The organism is Rhizobium sp. CB3171 (genome assembly GCF_029714265.1).
Taxonomy (GTDB): Bacteria; Pseudomonadota; Alphaproteobacteria; order Rhizobiales; family Rhizobiaceae; genus Rhizobium.
Genome location: NZ_CP121653.1, coordinates 1,094,372 through 1,110,997, shown reverse-complemented (window position 1 = coordinate 1,110,997; position 16,626 = coordinate 1,094,372). Strand labels below are relative to the sequence as shown.

Here is a 16,626-nt window from a genome sequence, read left to right as displayed (position 1 = left end):
TGCTCAAGGCAACGGCAATGGATCACGTATGTCGCACGTCCGCGACGACACCTCAAAAAAATCAGTTCGGTTGAATCGCCATATGATTGCGGATAGCGGAGCTGATACCGCCGCTTGCGCCGACGAAGCGACAGCTCAACTGGCTTCCACCGTCCGCCCATACCACCTCTGCTCCTTCGGATTATAAATCCCGGGAATTGAGTGGTACTTATTGATCAACATGAAATCCTTGACGTTCATCGTAGCAATAGCTGCGCCACGCGCAATGGCCACGGCAGCGATTTGGATGTCTTGGCTCGTTCGAGGTGTCGCTGCACCTCGTCGCGGCAGGCGCAGACCATTTAAGCGTCGGTCGCCCTCCAAGCGGCCCCATGCTTCCAAGATATCAATTGTGGGCTCAATCACCGGCAATTGAAGAAGTTTGTGGTACCAATTGCTGAGCCTCGCGGCTTTCGCCGGGTCGGAGGCGGCGATATTTGCGATCCCGACCCGTGCTTCGAAGAGCACTGCGGCGGGGATGTAATATTCGTCTGCCATCTCCAAGAAATCCAGAACGGCCGGATCGGGGCGGGGCTTGGTCGCTTCACTGACCACGCAGGTATCTAGCAAGAATGGCAACATCAACCTTTCTCCTTCTACACTCGGGTCTGAAAAGTTGCGCCCCATTGGGCTTGGTTATAATCCGCAAGCTGCGCGGGCTTTGAGTGCCAGCGATGCTCAATCGGATTATAAATGCCGGGCAGGGGGAAATATTTATTGATCAACGCGAAACCTTCCACCTCCATTGTTGCGATTGGGAGTTGGGTCACTAAGGCGGTCGCCGCTATGTGGATGTCGTGCCCCGTTCGAGACGGCTTGCCGTTTTTGACGTGAAGCTTCAGGCTTTGGAGTCGTGGATCAACGTCAAGCGCTGCCCAGACCTCCATCATCTTTACGGTCGTATGCTTGACAGGAATGCGGCTTCGAACGATGCGCAAGTACCACTCTTGCTGAGCTGCCGCTCTAACCGGATCGACAGCATCAGTTCGCGCTATATCAGCTTGCAACTCGACGAGCGCTCCTCCAGGAATGTAGAAGAGTTTCGTTTCCTCAATGAATGAAACCACAGCCGCATTGGGTCGTCGCTTTCGCAACTCCCGCAATACGCAGGTGTCTAAGAGGAATACAGCAGACATTATGCGCTCCCGTCAGGCGGGGCGAAGGTGGTGACACATCGCTAACAAAAAGATAACAGAGTGATGCGAGATTTTATATCGCAACCATGAAATTTATAATATATTCATGCGCTTGCACGACGGCCTTCATCAGCCGATGATTGGCTCCGTAAAGAGTGATGGTGAGAAACGATGCGTCCTAAGGAAATCATCGAAATTACTGACCGCGATACCGAGGTTCGCGCCTTTTTGCGGAAACTTCGCGCGGCTGGGTCGTTGTCCGTCAAGTTGGATGATGACGCCTTCACGATCTGGACTTCTTCCGATGTGGTGACCGACAAAGATCGCGATTTCCTTACGCGCGGCGGTCCAGACGAAGAGTAACGTCAGCTTAGCTGGCTGAAGCCGAGCCCACGATTGTCATAACCAAGACTTCGACGATGCCTGGTCAGGCAGCTTGCCAAACGTGCAGTGCGGCTAGCATCACGTCTTTGTCGACCGGAACCTGGTCCAGCAGTCCTGAAGTTCTGTCCTTCTTCCATTTCCACAATTCGGCTTCGTGGAGGCATTCGAATTGTGTCGAATGGGAAGTTGGGCCGCGCTACGGTCCACTTTAGGCCAAAATGCCATACCTTGGGCCATACTTGGTTCCGTTTTTACAACTTCTCGCTGATATTTCTGAAAGATTTTAGTTCCATAAGACACATTATGCACTTTTAGGTTTGCGCGGGGGTACATTCTATTTCCAAGTGCGACATGCCAATGATTTCAATGACTTCACTTTGGAGATTTTGGCATGTCCCGATGCTATCAGCAATTGACCCTCGCCGATCGTCGTCGCCTTCATCATCTTGTCGAGCGCAAGGTGCCGATCAACGAGATGGCCCGCCAGCTCGGTCGTCACCGCTCGACCATCTATCGTGAGATCAGGCGCAACACGTTCCATGACCGCGAGCTTCCCGAATACAGCGGCTACTTCTCGACGGTTGCCGATGACATTGCCAAGGAGCGACGACGGCGCTTGCGAAAGCTTAGACGCCATCCGCATCTGCGTCGTATGGTGATTGAGAAGCTGGAGGCCTACTGGTCACCGGAGCAAATCGCCGGCCGTCTGCTGTTGGACGGCCTGAGCCTTGTTCGCATTTGCAAGGAGACGATCTACCGCTTCATCTACGGCAAGGAGGATTACGGGCTGGGGCTTTATCGCTATCTGCCGGAGGCGCGCCGCAAGCGCCGCCCCCGTGGCTCCAGAAAGCCACGAAATAGCGTGTTTCCCGCCAGTCATCGGATATCGCAACGACCTGATTTTATTGGCAATCGGACGAGGTTCGGTCACTGGGAAGGCGACCTTTTGATCTTCGAACGCGAGCTCGGTCATGCCAACCTCACCTCATTGGTCGAGCGCAAAAGCCGCTACACCGTGATGATCAAGAACCAAAGCCGACACTCCCGTCCGATCATGGACAAGATCATCGCAACATTCTCTCCTTTGCCAGCCTTCGCACGCCAGAGCTTCACCTTCGACCGCGGCACCGAGTTTGCCGGATTCAGGGCTTTGGAAGATGGGATTGGCGCGCGCAGCTGGTTCTGCGATCCCAGTGCACCCTGGCAGAAGGGAGCCGTCGAAAATGCCAACAAGCGCATTCGTCGCTTCATGCCAGGCGATACTGATCTTGCAGCCGTCTCTCAGCGCGACTTGATCCACCTTGCCCGCCATCTCAACGACCAGCCGCGGAAATGCCTCGGCTACAAAACGCCAGCGGAAGTGTTCCTGGCGCATTTGCATGAGGAGGGGTGATCCCCTACCCTAAACGCCGGCATGATGCACTTGGATGAGCTTCTCCACGGGGGTGGGTTTAGGCGTTTCGTCAGGTATCCCTCTCGTAGCGATTCAGCCAATCTCGTCGCGGTCTCACGATGCGACCGGAGCCGCATCGTTCCTTGTCGAAACTTTCCGGCGCCTTCGGATTGACGCCTCCTGACGCCTCCCAGCGGGCGCGTTCTTCAGCCGCTGCAAAGCGAGAAATCGACTCGCGATTCCCTGGATCGCCGTCTGCCAGCATTTCCGCCACCAATTTGACGATTTGCGGGACGGCAACGCTCGTTCCGCTCATGGCGATCACAGACCCGCTTCTCGATCCGGCCCCGAGAATGCCGTTGTGAACCCGTGAATCGTCACTGACGCACGCCGCGTCCGGTCCGACGCGATGAGAAGGCTCGTTGCGGGTTGGCGCGACCGGACCGCCGGCTGCATATTTTGGCGGGGTGAGATCCTTCTGCTGGACCCCGCCGACCACGATTGTTTCATCTCCGGTAGCGATGGCGTTGATGAGGCCGCCTCGCCTGATGATACAAGGATTGCCCTTGTCATCCACGTCCACCACGTCGCCGGTTATAGGATCGAACCGACGATAGCAGTCTGCCTCGAAATAGGATTGCCGACCACGGCGCGAATATCCGTAGATCACATCGACCCATTGAATCCATGCTTCCAGCTCCTGTTCGGGGCGCAGGCCGGAGTTCGTGATGATGACCTTCCAAACTCCTGCCGGCGCTGTCGCGTCGCCCGCCGCGGGGTTGTCGAGGGGTCGCAAGCGCGCCGTGGGTTGCAGCGAGATGATAAAAACGCCCCGTTTCGTGGGAGACGAACGAAAGGCGTAATGGGCACACGCGACGACATCGTCGTTCGAGACTAGCTGGACTCCCGAGCCCACCTCTTCCTTGAGGGGCGGACTCCGTAGCCCAGACGGTGTTTCGACGGCTACGGTCACCCGGCTCGCACCCGGCTTTCCTAGATCGTACGGCAACCAGATTTCCATCTGGGTTGGCGTACTATCATCGGGCTGAACGCGCCATTTGAGAGACACCGGAGTGCGGGTCCCATTGAATTTAACCGCGGCGTGGCATCGCGAAAGATTTGCATTACCAGCGGGCAAGACAATGCGCAGCGGTGCGCCCCGCTTGGTAACAAAACCGTCGAGAGCTTGCTCGAGATCGAGAGTGCCGTCGTGCGGTCCTGCGAGCATGCCATAGCTGAAATTGATGACAACCGGCAGCGGCCGCCATGAGTCGTCAGCCAGGTGACCCTTTCCTGCGAGCCGATCTGCTCGATCGAGGATGTATTTGATCGCGGCCGTCGCAAATGTCTTGAGGTTCGAACCGGAGGTATCCGCCGTCACCGAAACCGGAAGCTGAACGGCGATGATCGGGCGGTTCATTGGCGCGTCGACTGGATCGTAGCCGGCCGCCTGATCGAGTACATGGGTGCCGTGCGATAGTCGCCAGGCCGCGGCCTTGTGGTCGGGATCACGAAAGTCGATCAGACCTGCTTCTCGATAGAGCCCCTCCTCGTCAATCAGCCCTGTTTGGTCGTAGGCCTCCAAGAGTTTGTCGATACCTCTGTGCCGCGGCTGATCGAGTTTACATATCTCGCTTCCGAAATCGACAGTTGAACCGTTATTGTCAAAGATGCCGTCCTGACGCCAGACATATTGAACACGTGAGCTGCCGTCAGCGAGCCGAAACCGCTCATGGGCAAAAGCGATTCCATCATCGATGATGCCAATAACAACTGTATCCTTCGGCCAATGGCCAGGGGAGAAGACCGGTGGAGGGACAGGTTTCGATGCTGGCGTGCGGCTCTTCCAGTGTTTGGGCAGCGATTTCGAATTGAGGGGTAGGCTCATGTCGATCTGTTTCGCGGTCGTGCGAATTTGGCCGAATGGCCCCTCCCCGCGTGCTAGGTCATCGAACACGGCTCTTCTCACAAACGCGATCATGTGTTGGCCCTTTGTCGCATCATGATAGAGAGACGGTACGAAGACTCCACTTTCCCACCCGCCTTGCTGAGCATCGACCCTATGAAAGGTCCTCATCATGTCCACCATGGATTCGTCGAGCGGACCGATCGTACAGGGGATCAAGACGTCATCATGACCCCGTGAAAAATCACGAAAGCCAGGCCCGAGAACCCAATCGGCGTTAGGATCTATCCCTTCGATTCGGCAATAGCTGTGTTCAAGGTCGGTTTTTCGCCATTCCATGATGGCTTCTCCCTCACTGTTGGGTTGGAACCAGGGCGATCAGGACCACTCGGCTAGCGCCTTCTCCCACAGCCAGTCGAGGATAGAAGAGGCGGCTCCAAGTTTGTAGCGGCCCAGCTCCGCGGCGCATGGAGACCTCGTATCCGGAGCAGTTTGCCGCTGCTGCCGAACGTCGTACCATCCTGTCCAATCGAAATCGGCATCTCCCGGATAGGCTTCGCCGTTGAAGGACCAGGCATAGAAGTTGGCCGCCCCACTAAACCGACGGCAGAAATATTCGCCTAAGGTCAAACCCAGGAGCGCACCCGCCGCGCTGTCGACTGGAAAGTGCACCCCGGCTACCTGCCGATTAACAGCAACCCGCGCCGCCTGCCGAAGCAGTTGGACAGCATAAATGTCCTGCTCGTAGACGGGATTGGACGAAGCCCGGAGAAGCCGCACCAGTACGATGGCCATCGCAAAGGACTCAGTCGAGTGGCCGCTGGGAAGACTGCCGTGTTCCGGCGTAAGGATCATTGGCTGTATCTGTGGCGAGTATTCGATTGGCCGTCGGCAGGCGAGCGCGTGCTTCATGCGAAATTCGACAAACTGAGCGAGCCGGAAGACGGCCCCTAACAGTTCAAGCGTCCAACGCGCACGGTCTGGGGCAATGTATGCGATGGAAGCCAGGAATGCGGCCGGTCCATCGCGTTGCGCCAGAATTTCGGTGACTCGATCCGCGCGCAAATCGGCATAGTTCGCAACAAGCTCAAGTTGGCCACGGAAAACTTGCTCAGTAGGCCGGACCATTCTGACGAGCGGACGATAGGTGACCTTTGGCACGGCGTCGTCCGGGTCAAACTCAACGTCCAAATGCCAGACATTCATGCTTCCTGGAGAAGCATCCGTACCCTGAGAGAAGCCAATGCGGGAATGAAGCTCGAAGTCGACGACCTGCTCTCGCCGTTCCTGAGCCCACCTGGCCATGTTGCCAGAATCTTCGAGATCAAGCTCCGGAGGCACCGCTTCAGGCCGGCGAAAATTGCCGACAATTCCGTCGCGATTGTTTATCAGCGCATCAGCGACCAGCGGCGCGTCCGTTCCGAAGAAGACGTCATCCTCCTCACCGTGTCCGCCATGTCCGCCGTGGCCGCCATGACCGCCGTGTCCACCATGCCCCCCTTGCGATGCCTGCGGTGATATGTTGCTCATTTGCCCATCCCCCTGTTAATGCATCCCTTATTGCGGCACTCCAGCTTTTAGCAGTACGTCGGCGATCAGCTTACCGATTGAGAAAGCTGCGCCTGGCGTGCGGTCCAGGTACCCGCCAACCGTGAATGCGGGCTCCAGCCTCAATAGCTCACGCGCGGATTCTCGCGCTTCCTCATGCATGCCGAGCTGCCACTGTGCCACGGTGAGAACCCGCCAAGTCGAGGTGTGCATTCGGTTCGCGCGCAGAGATCGATTGGCAAGTTCCAAGGCGCGAGCGTAGTTGCCTGCCGTCAGGTTTGCTGACGCGGCCAGCGAATCGTAGAAAAACCGATGCAGATCGAGAGGGGACAGCATAAGCGCCAGCTCCGTATCCCTCACCGCTTGCTCTCCCTCGTCACAAAAGGCGTGCATCATTCCTCTCAGCAAGAGGGCCAGCGCGTCACTCGGGTTGGTGTGAATGGCAAGGTTGTAACGTTCCCGTGCGATATCGAAATGCCTGAGGAGGTTCATATGCACGAAGCCATCAACCGCGAGGGCGAGCGAAAATTCTGGATCAGAATCAAGAGCGCGTTTTGTCAGATTGAGCGCTCGGTGGGCATCATCCATGACGTCGTCGGACCAGCCCTGCTGCACGCGAAGGACATGCCACTTCGCCAACCATGCTTGCGCGAGTGGCTGATACGATCCGCGCTCCAAGATCGCCTCCAGCATTGTGCGGGCGTCGCTGAAGTCCCTAAGCCTCAGGCGATGCATTAAGGTAATGGCGCCCATGAGCAGCGCATAGCTTTCAAGGGTCGGAAGCGGCTGCGAGCGCGTACGCAGCAGTTCGCGTGCCATGATCGCATTGCAGATTTCGGCAACTACGTGACTAACGATTTCTTGGTCGCCCTCGAGAATTCCTATGATCCGCTCCGTGAGGCGATTCTCCCAAACGATTTGCCCCGTCTTTGTTTCTACCAATTCCGCGTCGAGACATACGCTGTCGCCGGTCACGCTGCAGACCCCTGAGACGGCGTAGTTTGCGTGCAGATGCAGTCTCACCTCGTCGAGGTTCAGTCTGCGTCCTGCGAAAGCGGTCGTTGAGAGCCGTGAAATAACGTTGAGTTCCTGCATACGACACAGAGCGCGGATGATTTCGTCGGCCAAGACCTCGCCCAGGATCCCCTGTTCTGCAGCTTCGCCCCGGACGGCGAAAGGGATGACCGCGAGCGTTGGGCGCAGTTCTCCTAGCGACCAGTGCGACTGGACGATGGGATGGGGTCCCGGCGGTCCAATTCTGAAGGCGCGTACGGGGGCCTCGATGTTCTTCAGATAGCACTCGCCCAGATCCTCAACGTCGGCATCGAGGTGAGGCGTCAATTGTCCCCGCGCGCGCAGAGACGACGATTTCGCCCGGACCGGCGAGGCCCATGAGCCTGGCGGCGAGGTTCACGCCACGTCCGTAGAGATCTTGGTGCGATATGATCACATCGCCAACGTCGATGCCTGCGCGTAGCAGTATCTGACTATCGGGCGGCTGTTCGGCGTTGTCGCGAGCACTCGCATTTTGGATCTCAAATGCTGCCGAAGCTGCCGCCTGCATATTCTCGAATTCAAGAAGCATTCCATCACCGAGATGCTTGACGACGCGCCCCCCCGATCCGGGCAGAATGGAGTTCTCGATACAGTCCATCATGCGGAGCCAACGCAAGACGGTGCCTTCTTCGTCATGTTCAATGAGACGAACGGAATCCACGACATCGATGAATAGAACGGCTCGCGACGCGTGCCCCAACTCGCTTGCGTTCATGTCGCTGCTCTTTTCAGATAGAGTATATGCAGCAATGCATATACGTGCTTTTCCGAGAATCCCGATAAGGATGAAGTTAAGAGCGTTGGACCCCGAGTACCCCAGAAATGGTACACAACATCACGTAGTATTGATATCACCCACAACGTACCGCCTTTGGGTTAGGTCACGCACTGCTGTGTTTTTTGATCCCGGAACGCAAGAATTTCGCCCTCCCCCTTCCTATTTCTCAATGCGCCAAGATCCGTCCCAGTCGTGGGATGGTGGTTTTGCTTTCAGGTTTTCGATGCGAGCAAGCAGGCCGAGCGATGGTCCGTCATCCGGTATTATCTCCAGCGATGCCTTGAGCGCGCCAAGCGCGTCATCCCATCGACGTTCTCGGTATGCCGTGAGCGCTTCCCGATAGGAGTCCCGTAATGCCATCCGTTCCGGCGTCAGTTCGCCACTGCGTCCAAGCACCTCAAAAATGACCTCCGGACGAGTTTGGCCAGCGACGACGATCCGATCGATCTCCCGAAACTCGAGTGCGGTAGCCGCCGCAGCGATTGTTTTCTCGCTGACCAGATTGCGGGTGCCGTAAACCTTATTTGCGCCTTCCAGGCGGGAGGCGAGATTGACCGCGTCACCCATCACCGTGTAACTCATCATGATGTCAGAGCCGATGCTTCCGACCAATGCTTCACCCGTCGCGACGCCTATCCGCAAATCGCATTTCTCGATCGGCGTGCCGCGAACGCCGAGCAAGTCGGGGATTTCCCGCCGTAGCGTCTCAATACGGTCAATCATGTCCAGAGTGGCCAGACATGCCAGCCGCGCGTGATCTGTCTCGTCCACGAACGGAGGGCCCCAATAGGCCATGATGCCGTCGCCTATATATTTGTCGATGATCCCGCGGTTGGTCCGGATAGGCTCGGACATGAGGGAAAAATAGCGGTTCATAACCTTGACCAGACCTTGCGGCATCAAGCCTTCGCTCAGGCTCGTAAATCCCCTGAGATCGCAGAACAGCACCGTCATCAACCGACGCTGACCTTCGGCCGCGGTCAAGTTTGGGCGATCGATGAGACCTTCCACGACGCGGGGATCGATGTATTTGCCAAACGTTTCCCTGACGCGCTGGTTGTCGCGCAACTGAACGACCATTCGATTGAACGCAGCCGCCAGCTCTCCGATTTCGTCGCGCGTCGTTACAGCGATAGGTTGATCGAGATGGCCGGCCTCGACGGCACGCGTTCCCTCCAGCAGCCCCCGAACCGAGCGAATGATGCCACCGCTGACAAGGTTGGCGAAGATCAATCCGAGGACGGCGGCAAGCAGCGTGGCGATTGCAGAGATCAGGACTGCTTGAGACTGCTCTTTCCTGATCGTTGCGATGGCGCCATGGCTCACTTCCAGCATCTCCTGACGGAGGGTGTCGATCCTTTGATCGAGTTCGTCCCGGAGTGCGTCGACGCGCGGAAGGCGATCTCTCACGCCGGCAAAGTCCCGCGCATCGAGGAATGAAAGCAGTTCCCCTGTCTCCTTGCGCAGCAGACTGCGGCCATCACTCAACAGACTATCGATCCGGCTATCGACGCGCGCCAGTGCCGCGTTATCCGAGGGCGTATTCGTATCTGAGATGACCGCATTGATGAGGCTGCGCGTAGCCTGCGCCTCGCGGTCGACTTCAGCGCCCTTAGCGTCGTACATCTCCTTGCGAGCTTTATATCCGATCTCGTCAGGTGGATCCTGCATCTTTGCGATCACCATGCGACGCAGCGCCAGCGCTCTTTCAAGCGACAGAACATGGATCCGCATCAGATGCTCGTTGGCAGGATTATACCTTTCCGTCAGCTCATCGAGCAGATGGCCGAGCCGCCCAACCATCACCATCGACAGTACAGAAGTCGCCATCATCAGGACGATCAAGCCGGCAGCGATCGCGACGATCCGCCTTCGGATCGACTGCTTGATCATCGAGCCGGAAATTTTCCTTAGGTTCTGAAGAATGAGAGAATTTGAAATGTCTAATCCCCCCGCGCGCACACTCAAATTCCGCCTGGATTGTCGTAGCACAAAGCCGCTTATGGTTGAAGATTAACCCGGAGGAGTAGCTTCGCGGCGGGTTCGACAAACGAAGCGATTAGGCCAAGGGGCGGCGATATTTTGTGGGGCCGTGAGGTCGATGGCGGCAGGTTGATGGCGACAATTTGCCTGCAGCGCCATTCTGCTCTTTTCGTCGAGGCTAAAGCCGGCATAGGTTGGCCGGATCAAAATTTAGAGAAGGCTGGAGCTCCATGGCAACGCATCATTTTACTCCGACGGCCTATCACAACGTCATTGGGTCTCTTCCCCCGGCTTTGCGCATCGCCGACGGAGACACTGTCGTTACGCAAACGCTCGATGCCGCCGGCTACGACAAGGAGGGCGTCCAGCGGGCTTCCGGCCCTAACCCGATGAATGGTCCGATTTTTGTCGAAGGTGCGGAACGGGGCGATTCATTGAAGGTCGAAATCCTCGCCATGGTGCCGACACGCGACACAGGTTTCACCCGAAGCGTCGTTGCCGGCAATGTCGTTGACCCGGAAGACGTACGGACGCTGCCGCCGGGCGAAAAGGTCATCTGGCAGATCGATCGTCAGGCATTGACGGCCCGGCTTGCGGAGCCGGTCGCTGGCCTTGAGTCTTTCGTGTTGCCGCTGTCGCCGATGATTGGCTGCTTCGGCGTCGCCCCCTCGCTCGGCCAGGCCATATCCACTGCCACCAGCGGCGAATTCGGTGGCAACATGGACTACCGGCTGCTCGGGCCCGGCACGACGATCTGGTTTCCCGTCTCTGCGCCGGGCGCCCTCTTCTTCCTTGGCGATTGTCACGCCGTACAAGGCGACGGCGAGATCGTCGGAACCGGCATCGAGACCACCTTCGAAGTGACGGTGCGGCTCAGCGTCGAAAAGAAAAAGATCGTCTGGCCGCGTGGCGAAACGGCAGACGACATTTTCACCGTCGGCAATGCCCGGCCGCTCGACCAGGCGCTGCAGCATGCAACCAGCGAAATGCTTAGGTGGCTGACCTCCGACTACGGCCTCGACAAGACTGCCGCCAGTCATCTGCTTGGCCAAGTCGTGCGTTATGATGTCGGCAATGTTTTCGATCCGGCCTATACGATGGCCTGCCGCGTCTCCAAGGCTTGGCTGTCGCGGCGATAAGCTTTCGGGCGGTCAACTCGCGTCCAGCGATTGATCCCGCCTTTGGCGGGATACGTTCATCTCCTGCCGCTCCTGTGCCATGCTGCTGACAGCGGCGCGTAGGCTCGGATGACGGGACATGAAGAGATTGAAGTCGCGGCGTTCCAGAACCAGGAATTGGCAGAAATCGACCGCCACCACATCGGCGGTGCGGCGTGCGCCGGTTAACACCGCCATTTCGCCGAAGAAGGAACCGGCGCCGAGCGGAATCTCGTCGTCTTCGAGCTGCACCTCGACCGCGCCGGACGCAATGAAATACATGCTGTCGCCCCGGTCGCCGGTGCGGATGACGCGATCGCCCGGCGAGGCGGACCTTGGCCGGAAAAGCAGCAGAAGTTCTTCCTGGGCGCTTTCGTCGAGCTCGGCGAACATCGGAAACGTCTCGAGCAACTGCTCGATCTCCAGGTGATGCTGACGGTCCCTCTCCTCGCGCTCCTGGCTGATAATAGCCAGCTCGCGGCAGAGGCGATCGTGCTTTGCCGAACCATAGCCGGCCATGCGCACCGGCCACCGGGAAAAGGCCGATTTTTCCAGCTTCTCCACGGCAAGGAAAACCAGCGGGTTGATCGTGATCGACAGAATGGCACCGGCAAGGATCAGATCCTGCCCTTCGCGCGGCAGCAGACCCAAGGAGACGCCGAGACCGGCCAGGATGAAGGAAAACTCGCCGATCTGGGCAAGTCCTGCCGAAACGGCAAAACCCATGCTGGCGGGATAACGCAGCAGCAACACGACGCAGAAAGCAATCAGCGACTTGCCGACAATGATAAGGGCGAGCACTCCGAGGACCATCAGCGGTTCGCGCACCACCACCGACGGATCGAAGAGCATGCCGACGGAAACGAAGAACAATACCGAAAAGGCATTCTGCAACGGCAGTGAATCGGCCGCCGCTCGATGGCTGAGATGGGACTCGCTCATGATCAGACCGGCGAAGAAGGCGCCGAGCGCGAAGGAAACGCCGAATATCTCCGCCGCCCCGAAGGCGATGCCGAGCGCGATGGCCAGAACGGAAAGCGTAAAGAGCTCGCGCGAGCCCGTGCGCGCGACGGAGGTCAGCAGCCAGGGAACGATCTTTGGGCCGATGAAGATCGCGACGGCGGCAAAAGCCGCCACCTTGACGAGGGTAATGCCTATGGTCAGCCAGATCGGGCCGCTGCTTGCGTGCGTGCCCACACCGGCGTGGCCGCCAAGAACGCCGGCAAAGGCCGGCAACAGGACGAGCGCCAGCACCATCGCCAAATCCTCGACGATCAGCCAGCCGACGGCGACGCGGCCATTGGCGGAGCTGACCAGATTGCGCTCTTCCAACGCCTTCAGCAGCACAACGGTACTGGCAACGGCAAGGCTCAAACCGAAGACCAGGCCGGCTCCGAGGTCCCACCCCCACAGCGAGGTCAGGGCAATTCCCAAGAGGGTCGCGATGGCGATCTGGCCGATGGCGCCGGGAATCGCAACCCCGCGCACCGCGAGCAGATCAGCCGCCGAAAAGTGCAGGCCGACGCCGAACATCAAGAGGATGACGCCGATTTCGGCGAGCTGCGACGCCAGAGCGGTATCAGCGACAAAACCCGGCGTCGACGAGCCGATCATCACACCGGCCACGAGATAGCCGACCAGCGGTGGCAGGTGCAGCCGGTCGGCGAGATAGCCGAAAATGGCCGCAAACACGAAACCGGCGGCAATCAGTGCTATCAATGCGACGTCGTGCGGCACGGCGGCCCTTCCCGTTTTGCGGCGTTTACCGCCTCGTTCCCTCTGTTCGATACTACGCTAGCACCGCTTTTGCGGGAACGTCTACCGGTTCGGGCATGATCGCGAAAGGGCAGATGGTGTTTTCAGACAGGATCATGCTGCGCAAAAGACAAACCCGCCGCGCCATTTATATGACGCGGCCGCCAACAGCAGGTGCTTACTGATCCAGGACGATCTGCAGCTTGACGTCGCTCGGCCGTGCTTCCACGGCCCGGTCGAAGGCTTCGATCGACTGTTCGAATTTGAAGGTTTCGGAGATCAGCGGCTTTAGATCGACGCGGCCGGACGCGATCAGCGCGATGGAGCGCTCATATTGATGCGCGTAACGGAAGACGGTCTCGAGGCGGATTTCCTTCGTCGATGCCGTGGAGATATCGAGACCGACCGGGGCAACCGGCAGACCGACCGCGACGATAACCCCGCCCGGACGCGGCAGTTCCATCACCGTTTCCCAGGCCTTCGGCGAGCCGGAGCACTCGAACACGACATCGGCGCCCCAGCCGTCCGTCAGGCGCCTGACCTCTTCGACCAGGTTCTTCTCGCGGATATTGACCGGGATGACGCCCTGATATTGGGCGGCGATATCGAGCTTCGGCTGGGCAAGGTCGGCAACGATGGCGCGAGCGCAGCCGCCGGCAAGTGCGGCGATCGCAACCATGGTGCCGATCGGGCCGGCGCCGAGCACGACGGCGGTATCGCCGGGCGTGATCTTCGCCTTCGTGGCCGCCTGCATGCCCACCGCGAAAGGCTCGACCATCGCGCCTTCGGCGAAGCTGACATTGTCCGGCAGCTTGAAGGTATAATTGGCCGGATGCACGACGAAGGGCGTCAGCACGCCATGGATCGGCGGCGTCGCCCAGAAGGTGACAGCCGGATCGACGTTATACATACCGAGCCGGCTGGCTTTGGAATTGGGATCGGGAATACCGGGTTCCATGCAGACGCGGTCACCGACCTTCAGATGCGCGACGCCGGCGCCGACTTCGACGACCGTGCCGGCCGCCTCATGGCCGAGTACCATCGGCGCATTCACGACGAACGGACCGATGCGCCCGTGCGTATAATAATGCACATCCGATCCACAGACGCCGACCGTATGAATCTTGATCTTCACCTCACCCTGCCCGACCTCTTGCGGCAGGTCGATATCGCGTAACGCCAGCTCATGCTGACGCTCCAGTACCAGGGCACGCATCTTGCTCATCACGTCATTCCTCTGTTCGGAAACAATCTCCCATCCCCGCACAGCCGCAGGGACATCCTCAACCGTTATATAGCCATGACCATGGTCACAAAACGACCTTTCTGCGAAGCAAGAGGCAAATAGATACCGCTCCATACAGAGCGAACCCCTCGTCAATCCAATGCATTAGGCGGCACTTGTTAAAGGTCATTCTATTATTCGTATTGACTAGAGCTTGATTTTGTTGCCTTTTAGCGCGCACGGAACGGGGAGACATGTAAAATGGTATATGACTGGACCGGTCAGCGCACGCGCCGCTTAAAAATGTTGCGTGCCGCAAGCATAGCAGTGCTTCTTCTCCTTTTGATCGCCGTGCCCACTCTTCTCTTGCGCTATAACCTTATCAACTATCATTTTTGAGCCGCCGGGCGGCTGCGGCCCACCCTGCATACTCCTGCCGAAGGCGACCGTTCAGGCCGCCTTTTTCGCGTTCGGTTTCGGCTTGCGCGAGACATTGTCGCCGGCCTTGGCATCGAGCGGCAGGCAGTCCAGCACGGCCAGCAGCGCGATGATGCCGAGCATGATGAAAGCCAGGCGAAATTCGATCGCTGCGATCCCGCCTACCCCGAGCGGCGTGCTGACCGCCTGGCCAATACGGATGCCGATGGCACCCACGGCGATCCCCATACCCGTGGTCACCTGAAAAGCCGTGCTGAACAGCGTGTTCGCGCCCGTCATCTGCTGCGGCGGGATGTCGGCAAAGGCAATGGTGTTCAGCGCCGTGAAATGCATCGACCGGCACATGCCGCCGATGAACAGGACCGGGATGATGAACCAGAGCGGCGTATCGGCCGAAAACAGCGCGCAGGCGGCGATGAAGATCGCATTGAGGATGCCGTTGACGACCAGCACCGGCTTGAAGCCGAAGCGCCGGAGGATCGGCGTCGTGCCCGGCTTCATCGCCAGATTGCCGGCAAAGACCGCCAAGGTCAGCATGCCGGCGTGAAAGGCGCTGAGCCCGAAACCGACTTGGAACATGAGCGGCAGCAGGAAAGGCACGGCGCCGATGGCGATGCGAAACAGCGAGCCGCCGGAGATGGTGATGGCGAAGGTCGGCGATTTCAGTCCGGCAAGATCGATCAGGGGATGATCGGTTCGCAGGAAATGGACGGTCGCGCCTGTGAGCAACGCGAAACCAACGCCGACATAACCCCATGCTTCCAGCCACACCAGATCGGGACGGCCGATCAGCTCAAGCCCGTACATCAGGCTCGCCAGGCCGAAACCGCTGACGACAAAGCCTGTCCAATCGAAGGGTGGTCGCGCGGAATTCTTGGTCTCCGGGATCAGCATGAGGGCAAAGATGAACGCCAAGATACCGAGCGGCAGATTGAGGAAGAAGATCCAGCGCCAGCTCGCATGATCGGTGATGAAACCGCCGAGCGGCGGCCCGAGAATGGGTGCCACGAGCGCCGGCCAGGTGATCGTCGCGATTGCCGAGATCAACTGATCCTTCGGCGTATTGTTGAGAACCAAGAGGCGGCCGACCGGCACCATCATTGCGCCGCCAATGCCTTGCAGGATGCGCATGGCGACAAAAGAGCCGACACCATTGGCAAAGCCGCAGAAAACGGAAGCCAAGGTGAAGATGACGACCGCGGTGGTGAAAACCAGGCGAGCGCCGAACCGATCGCTGATCCAACCACTGATCGGAATGAAGACGCCGAGCGTCAGCAGATAGGCGCTCATGCCGATATTGAGATCGACAGGACGGGCATCGAAGGAAGCGGCCATCTGCGGCAAGGCGGTGGCAATGACGGTGCCATCCAGGTTTTCCATGAAAAACGCGCCAGCCACGAGCAGCGCAATCTTAAGCGGCCGTGAGCTGGAAGCTTGCGCCACCTCCCCCCGTTGGCGCGTGGACATATCAGTCATTCACAAAATGCTCCGAATCCGCTTTTCAACCTCGTCATTTAAGCGGTTCGGAATCGTTTTCGATAGCCTGAAATCGTCCTACCATTCGACAGAATGATCACGTTTCATTCAACGGCCTGATCAGAATTTGATCATGATCCGCGCCTCTTCAATTCGACCGCGCTACATTGAACGCCGCGCCCAGGAGCCGTCGATCCGGCGCTAGTAGGCATGCGCACGCAAGACATGGTAGAGTCACCCCGTCGAGATATGGCGCAATGAGAACGGCCGAATCGGCATCGAGCAACTATGGAACCGCTGCGAGCAAACCGAAAATATCAGCACGAAGCCCCAAAAGGGGCCGTCATAAGCT

14 protein-coding genes are annotated in these 16,626 nt (G+C 58.5%); 4 read left to right on the top strand and 10 right to left on the bottom strand.

Translation table 11 applies throughout. From position 1 onward, the window contains the following. Window positions 1-135: 135 nt before the first annotated feature. Complete coding sequence (locus tag QA648_RS24415) at window positions 136-621, bottom strand: PIN domain-containing protein (RefSeq protein ID WP_283054019.1); 486 nt, start codon at window positions 619-621, stop codon at window positions 136-138. A gap of 14 nt (window positions 622-635) precedes the next feature. Next, on the bottom strand, window positions 636-1,175 hold the full coding sequence (locus tag QA648_RS24410) for a type II toxin-antitoxin system VapC family toxin (RefSeq protein WP_283054018.1): 540 nt from the start codon (window positions 1,173-1,175) through the stop codon (window positions 636-638). 171 nt (window positions 1,176-1,346) lie between these two features. On the opposite strand from QA648_RS24410, the gene QA648_RS24405 reads away from it, so the two are divergent. Both QA648_RS24405 and QA648_RS24400 read left to right on the top strand, forming a co-directional pair. Beyond that, on the top strand, window positions 1,347-1,538 hold the full coding sequence (locus QA648_RS24405; protein ID WP_283054017.1) for a hypothetical protein: 192 nt from the start codon (window positions 1,347-1,349) through the stop codon (window positions 1,536-1,538). A gap of 412 nt (window positions 1,539-1,950) precedes the next feature. After that, entirely contained in the window at window positions 1,951-2,952 is a 1,002-nt protein-coding gene (locus QA648_RS24400; protein ID WP_283051097.1) for an IS30 family transposase, read from the top strand. 70 nt (window positions 2,953-3,022) lie between these two features. On the opposite strand, the gene QA648_RS24395 is transcribed toward QA648_RS24400, so the two are convergent. Beyond that, entirely contained in the window at window positions 3,023-5,197 is a 2,175-nt protein-coding gene (locus QA648_RS24395; protein ID WP_283054016.1) for a hypothetical protein, read from the bottom strand. A 39-nt stretch (window positions 5,198-5,236) separates the two neighbouring features. Then, window positions 5,237-6,064, bottom strand: a complete 828-nt coding sequence (locus QA648_RS24390; protein WP_260305061.1) for a phosphatase PAP2 family protein — start codon at window positions 6,062-6,064, stop codon at window positions 5,237-5,239. 45 nt (window positions 6,065-6,109) lie between these two features. Here QA648_RS24390 and QA648_RS24385 point away from each other — a divergent pair, with 45 nt between their 5' ends. Then, window positions 6,110-6,376 (top strand): hypothetical protein, encoded by a 267-nt coding sequence (locus QA648_RS24385; protein WP_260305062.1) that lies wholly within the window; start codon window positions 6,110-6,112, stop codon window positions 6,374-6,376. 39 nt (window positions 6,377-6,415) lie between these two features. On the opposite strand, the gene QA648_RS24380 is transcribed toward QA648_RS24385, so the two are convergent. The 3 genes from QA648_RS24380 to QA648_RS24370 form a co-directional block, all read right to left on the bottom strand. Next, window positions 6,416-7,747: a tetratricopeptide repeat protein gene (locus QA648_RS24380; RefSeq protein WP_283054015.1), complete on the bottom strand. Its 1,332-nt coding sequence runs from the start codon at window positions 7,745-7,747 to the stop codon at window positions 6,416-6,418. Beyond that, window positions 7,719-8,177 (bottom strand): adenylate/guanylate cyclase domain-containing protein, encoded by a 459-nt coding sequence (locus tag QA648_RS24375; RefSeq protein WP_283054014.1) that lies wholly within the window; start codon window positions 8,175-8,177, stop codon window positions 7,719-7,721. The genes QA648_RS24380 and QA648_RS24375 overlap by 29 nt, the downstream gene beginning before the upstream one ends. 222 nt (window positions 8,178-8,399) lie before the next feature. Next, window positions 8,400-10,133: an adenylate/guanylate cyclase domain-containing protein gene (locus tag QA648_RS24370; protein ID WP_260305231.1), complete on the bottom strand. Its 1,734-nt coding sequence runs from the start codon at window positions 10,131-10,133 to the stop codon at window positions 8,400-8,402. 320 nt (window positions 10,134-10,453) lie between these two features. Between QA648_RS24370 and QA648_RS24365 the strand changes: the two genes are divergently transcribed. Further along, entirely contained in the window at window positions 10,454-11,362 is a 909-nt protein-coding gene (locus QA648_RS24365; RefSeq protein ID WP_283054013.1) for an acetamidase/formamidase family protein, read from the top strand. A 12-nt stretch (window positions 11,363-11,374) separates the two neighbouring features. Here QA648_RS24365 and QA648_RS24360 read toward each other — a convergent pair whose 3' ends face one another. From QA648_RS24360 to QA648_RS24350, 3 genes are all read right to left on the bottom strand, one after another. Further along, window positions 11,375-13,117, bottom strand: a complete 1,743-nt coding sequence (locus tag QA648_RS24360; RefSeq protein ID WP_283054012.1) for a cation:proton antiporter — start codon at window positions 13,115-13,117, stop codon at window positions 11,375-11,377. A 196-nt stretch (window positions 13,118-13,313) separates the two neighbouring features. After that, the gene (locus QA648_RS24355) at window positions 13,314-14,360 is read right to left on the bottom strand and encodes an NAD(P)-dependent alcohol dehydrogenase (protein WP_283054011.1); all 1,047 of its coding nucleotides are present in this window, start codon (window positions 14,358-14,360) and stop codon (window positions 13,314-13,316) included. A gap of 450 nt (window positions 14,361-14,810) precedes the next feature. After that, on the bottom strand, window positions 14,811-16,265 hold the full coding sequence (locus QA648_RS24350) for an MFS transporter (protein ID WP_283054262.1): 1,455 nt from the start codon (window positions 16,263-16,265) through the stop codon (window positions 14,811-14,813). Window positions 16,266-16,626 lie beyond the last annotated feature (361 nt).

What these genes read in the sequence shown, in the direction of transcription:
- QA648_RS24400 (WP_283051097.1), top strand. Translation starts at nt 1,951, where the DNA reads ATGTCCCGATGCTATCAGCAATTGACCCTCGCCGATCGTCGTCGCCTT.
- QA648_RS24410 (WP_283054018.1), bottom strand. Translation starts at nt 1,175, where the DNA reads ATGTCTGCTGTATTCCTCTTAGACACCTGCGTATTGCGGGAGTTGCGA.
- QA648_RS24395 (WP_283054016.1), bottom strand. Translation starts at nt 5,197, where the DNA reads ATGGAATGGCGAAAAACCGACCTTGAACACAGCTATTGCCGAATCGAA.
- QA648_RS24355 (WP_283054011.1), bottom strand. Translation starts at nt 14,360, where the DNA reads ATGAGCAAGATGCGTGCCCTGGTACTGGAGCGTCAGCATGAGCTGGCG.
- QA648_RS24350 (WP_283054262.1), bottom strand. Translation starts at nt 16,265, where the DNA reads ATGTCCACGCGCCAACGGGGGGAGGTGGCGCAAGCTTCCAGCTCACGG.
- QA648_RS24370 (WP_260305231.1), bottom strand. Translation starts at nt 10,133, where the DNA reads ATGATCAAGCAGTCGATCCGAAGGCGGATCGTCGCGATCGCTGCCGGC.
- QA648_RS24385 (WP_260305062.1), top strand. Translation starts at nt 6,110, where the DNA reads ATGAAGCTCGAAGTCGACGACCTGCTCTCGCCGTTCCTGAGCCCACCT.
- QA648_RS24390 (WP_260305061.1), bottom strand. Translation starts at nt 6,064, where the DNA reads ATGAATGTCTGGCATTTGGACGTTGAGTTTGACCCGGACGACGCCGTG.
- QA648_RS24365 (WP_283054013.1), top strand. Translation starts at nt 10,454, where the DNA reads ATGGCAACGCATCATTTTACTCCGACGGCCTATCACAACGTCATTGGG.
- QA648_RS24405 (WP_283054017.1), top strand. Translation starts at nt 1,347, where the DNA reads ATGCGTCCTAAGGAAATCATCGAAATTACTGACCGCGATACCGAGGTT.
- QA648_RS24415 (WP_283054019.1), bottom strand. Translation starts at nt 621, where the DNA reads ATGTTGCCATTCTTGCTAGATACCTGCGTGGTCAGTGAAGCGACCAAG.
- QA648_RS24375 (WP_283054014.1), bottom strand. Translation starts at nt 8,177, where the DNA reads ATGAACGCAAGCGAGTTGGGGCACGCGTCGCGAGCCGTTCTATTCATC.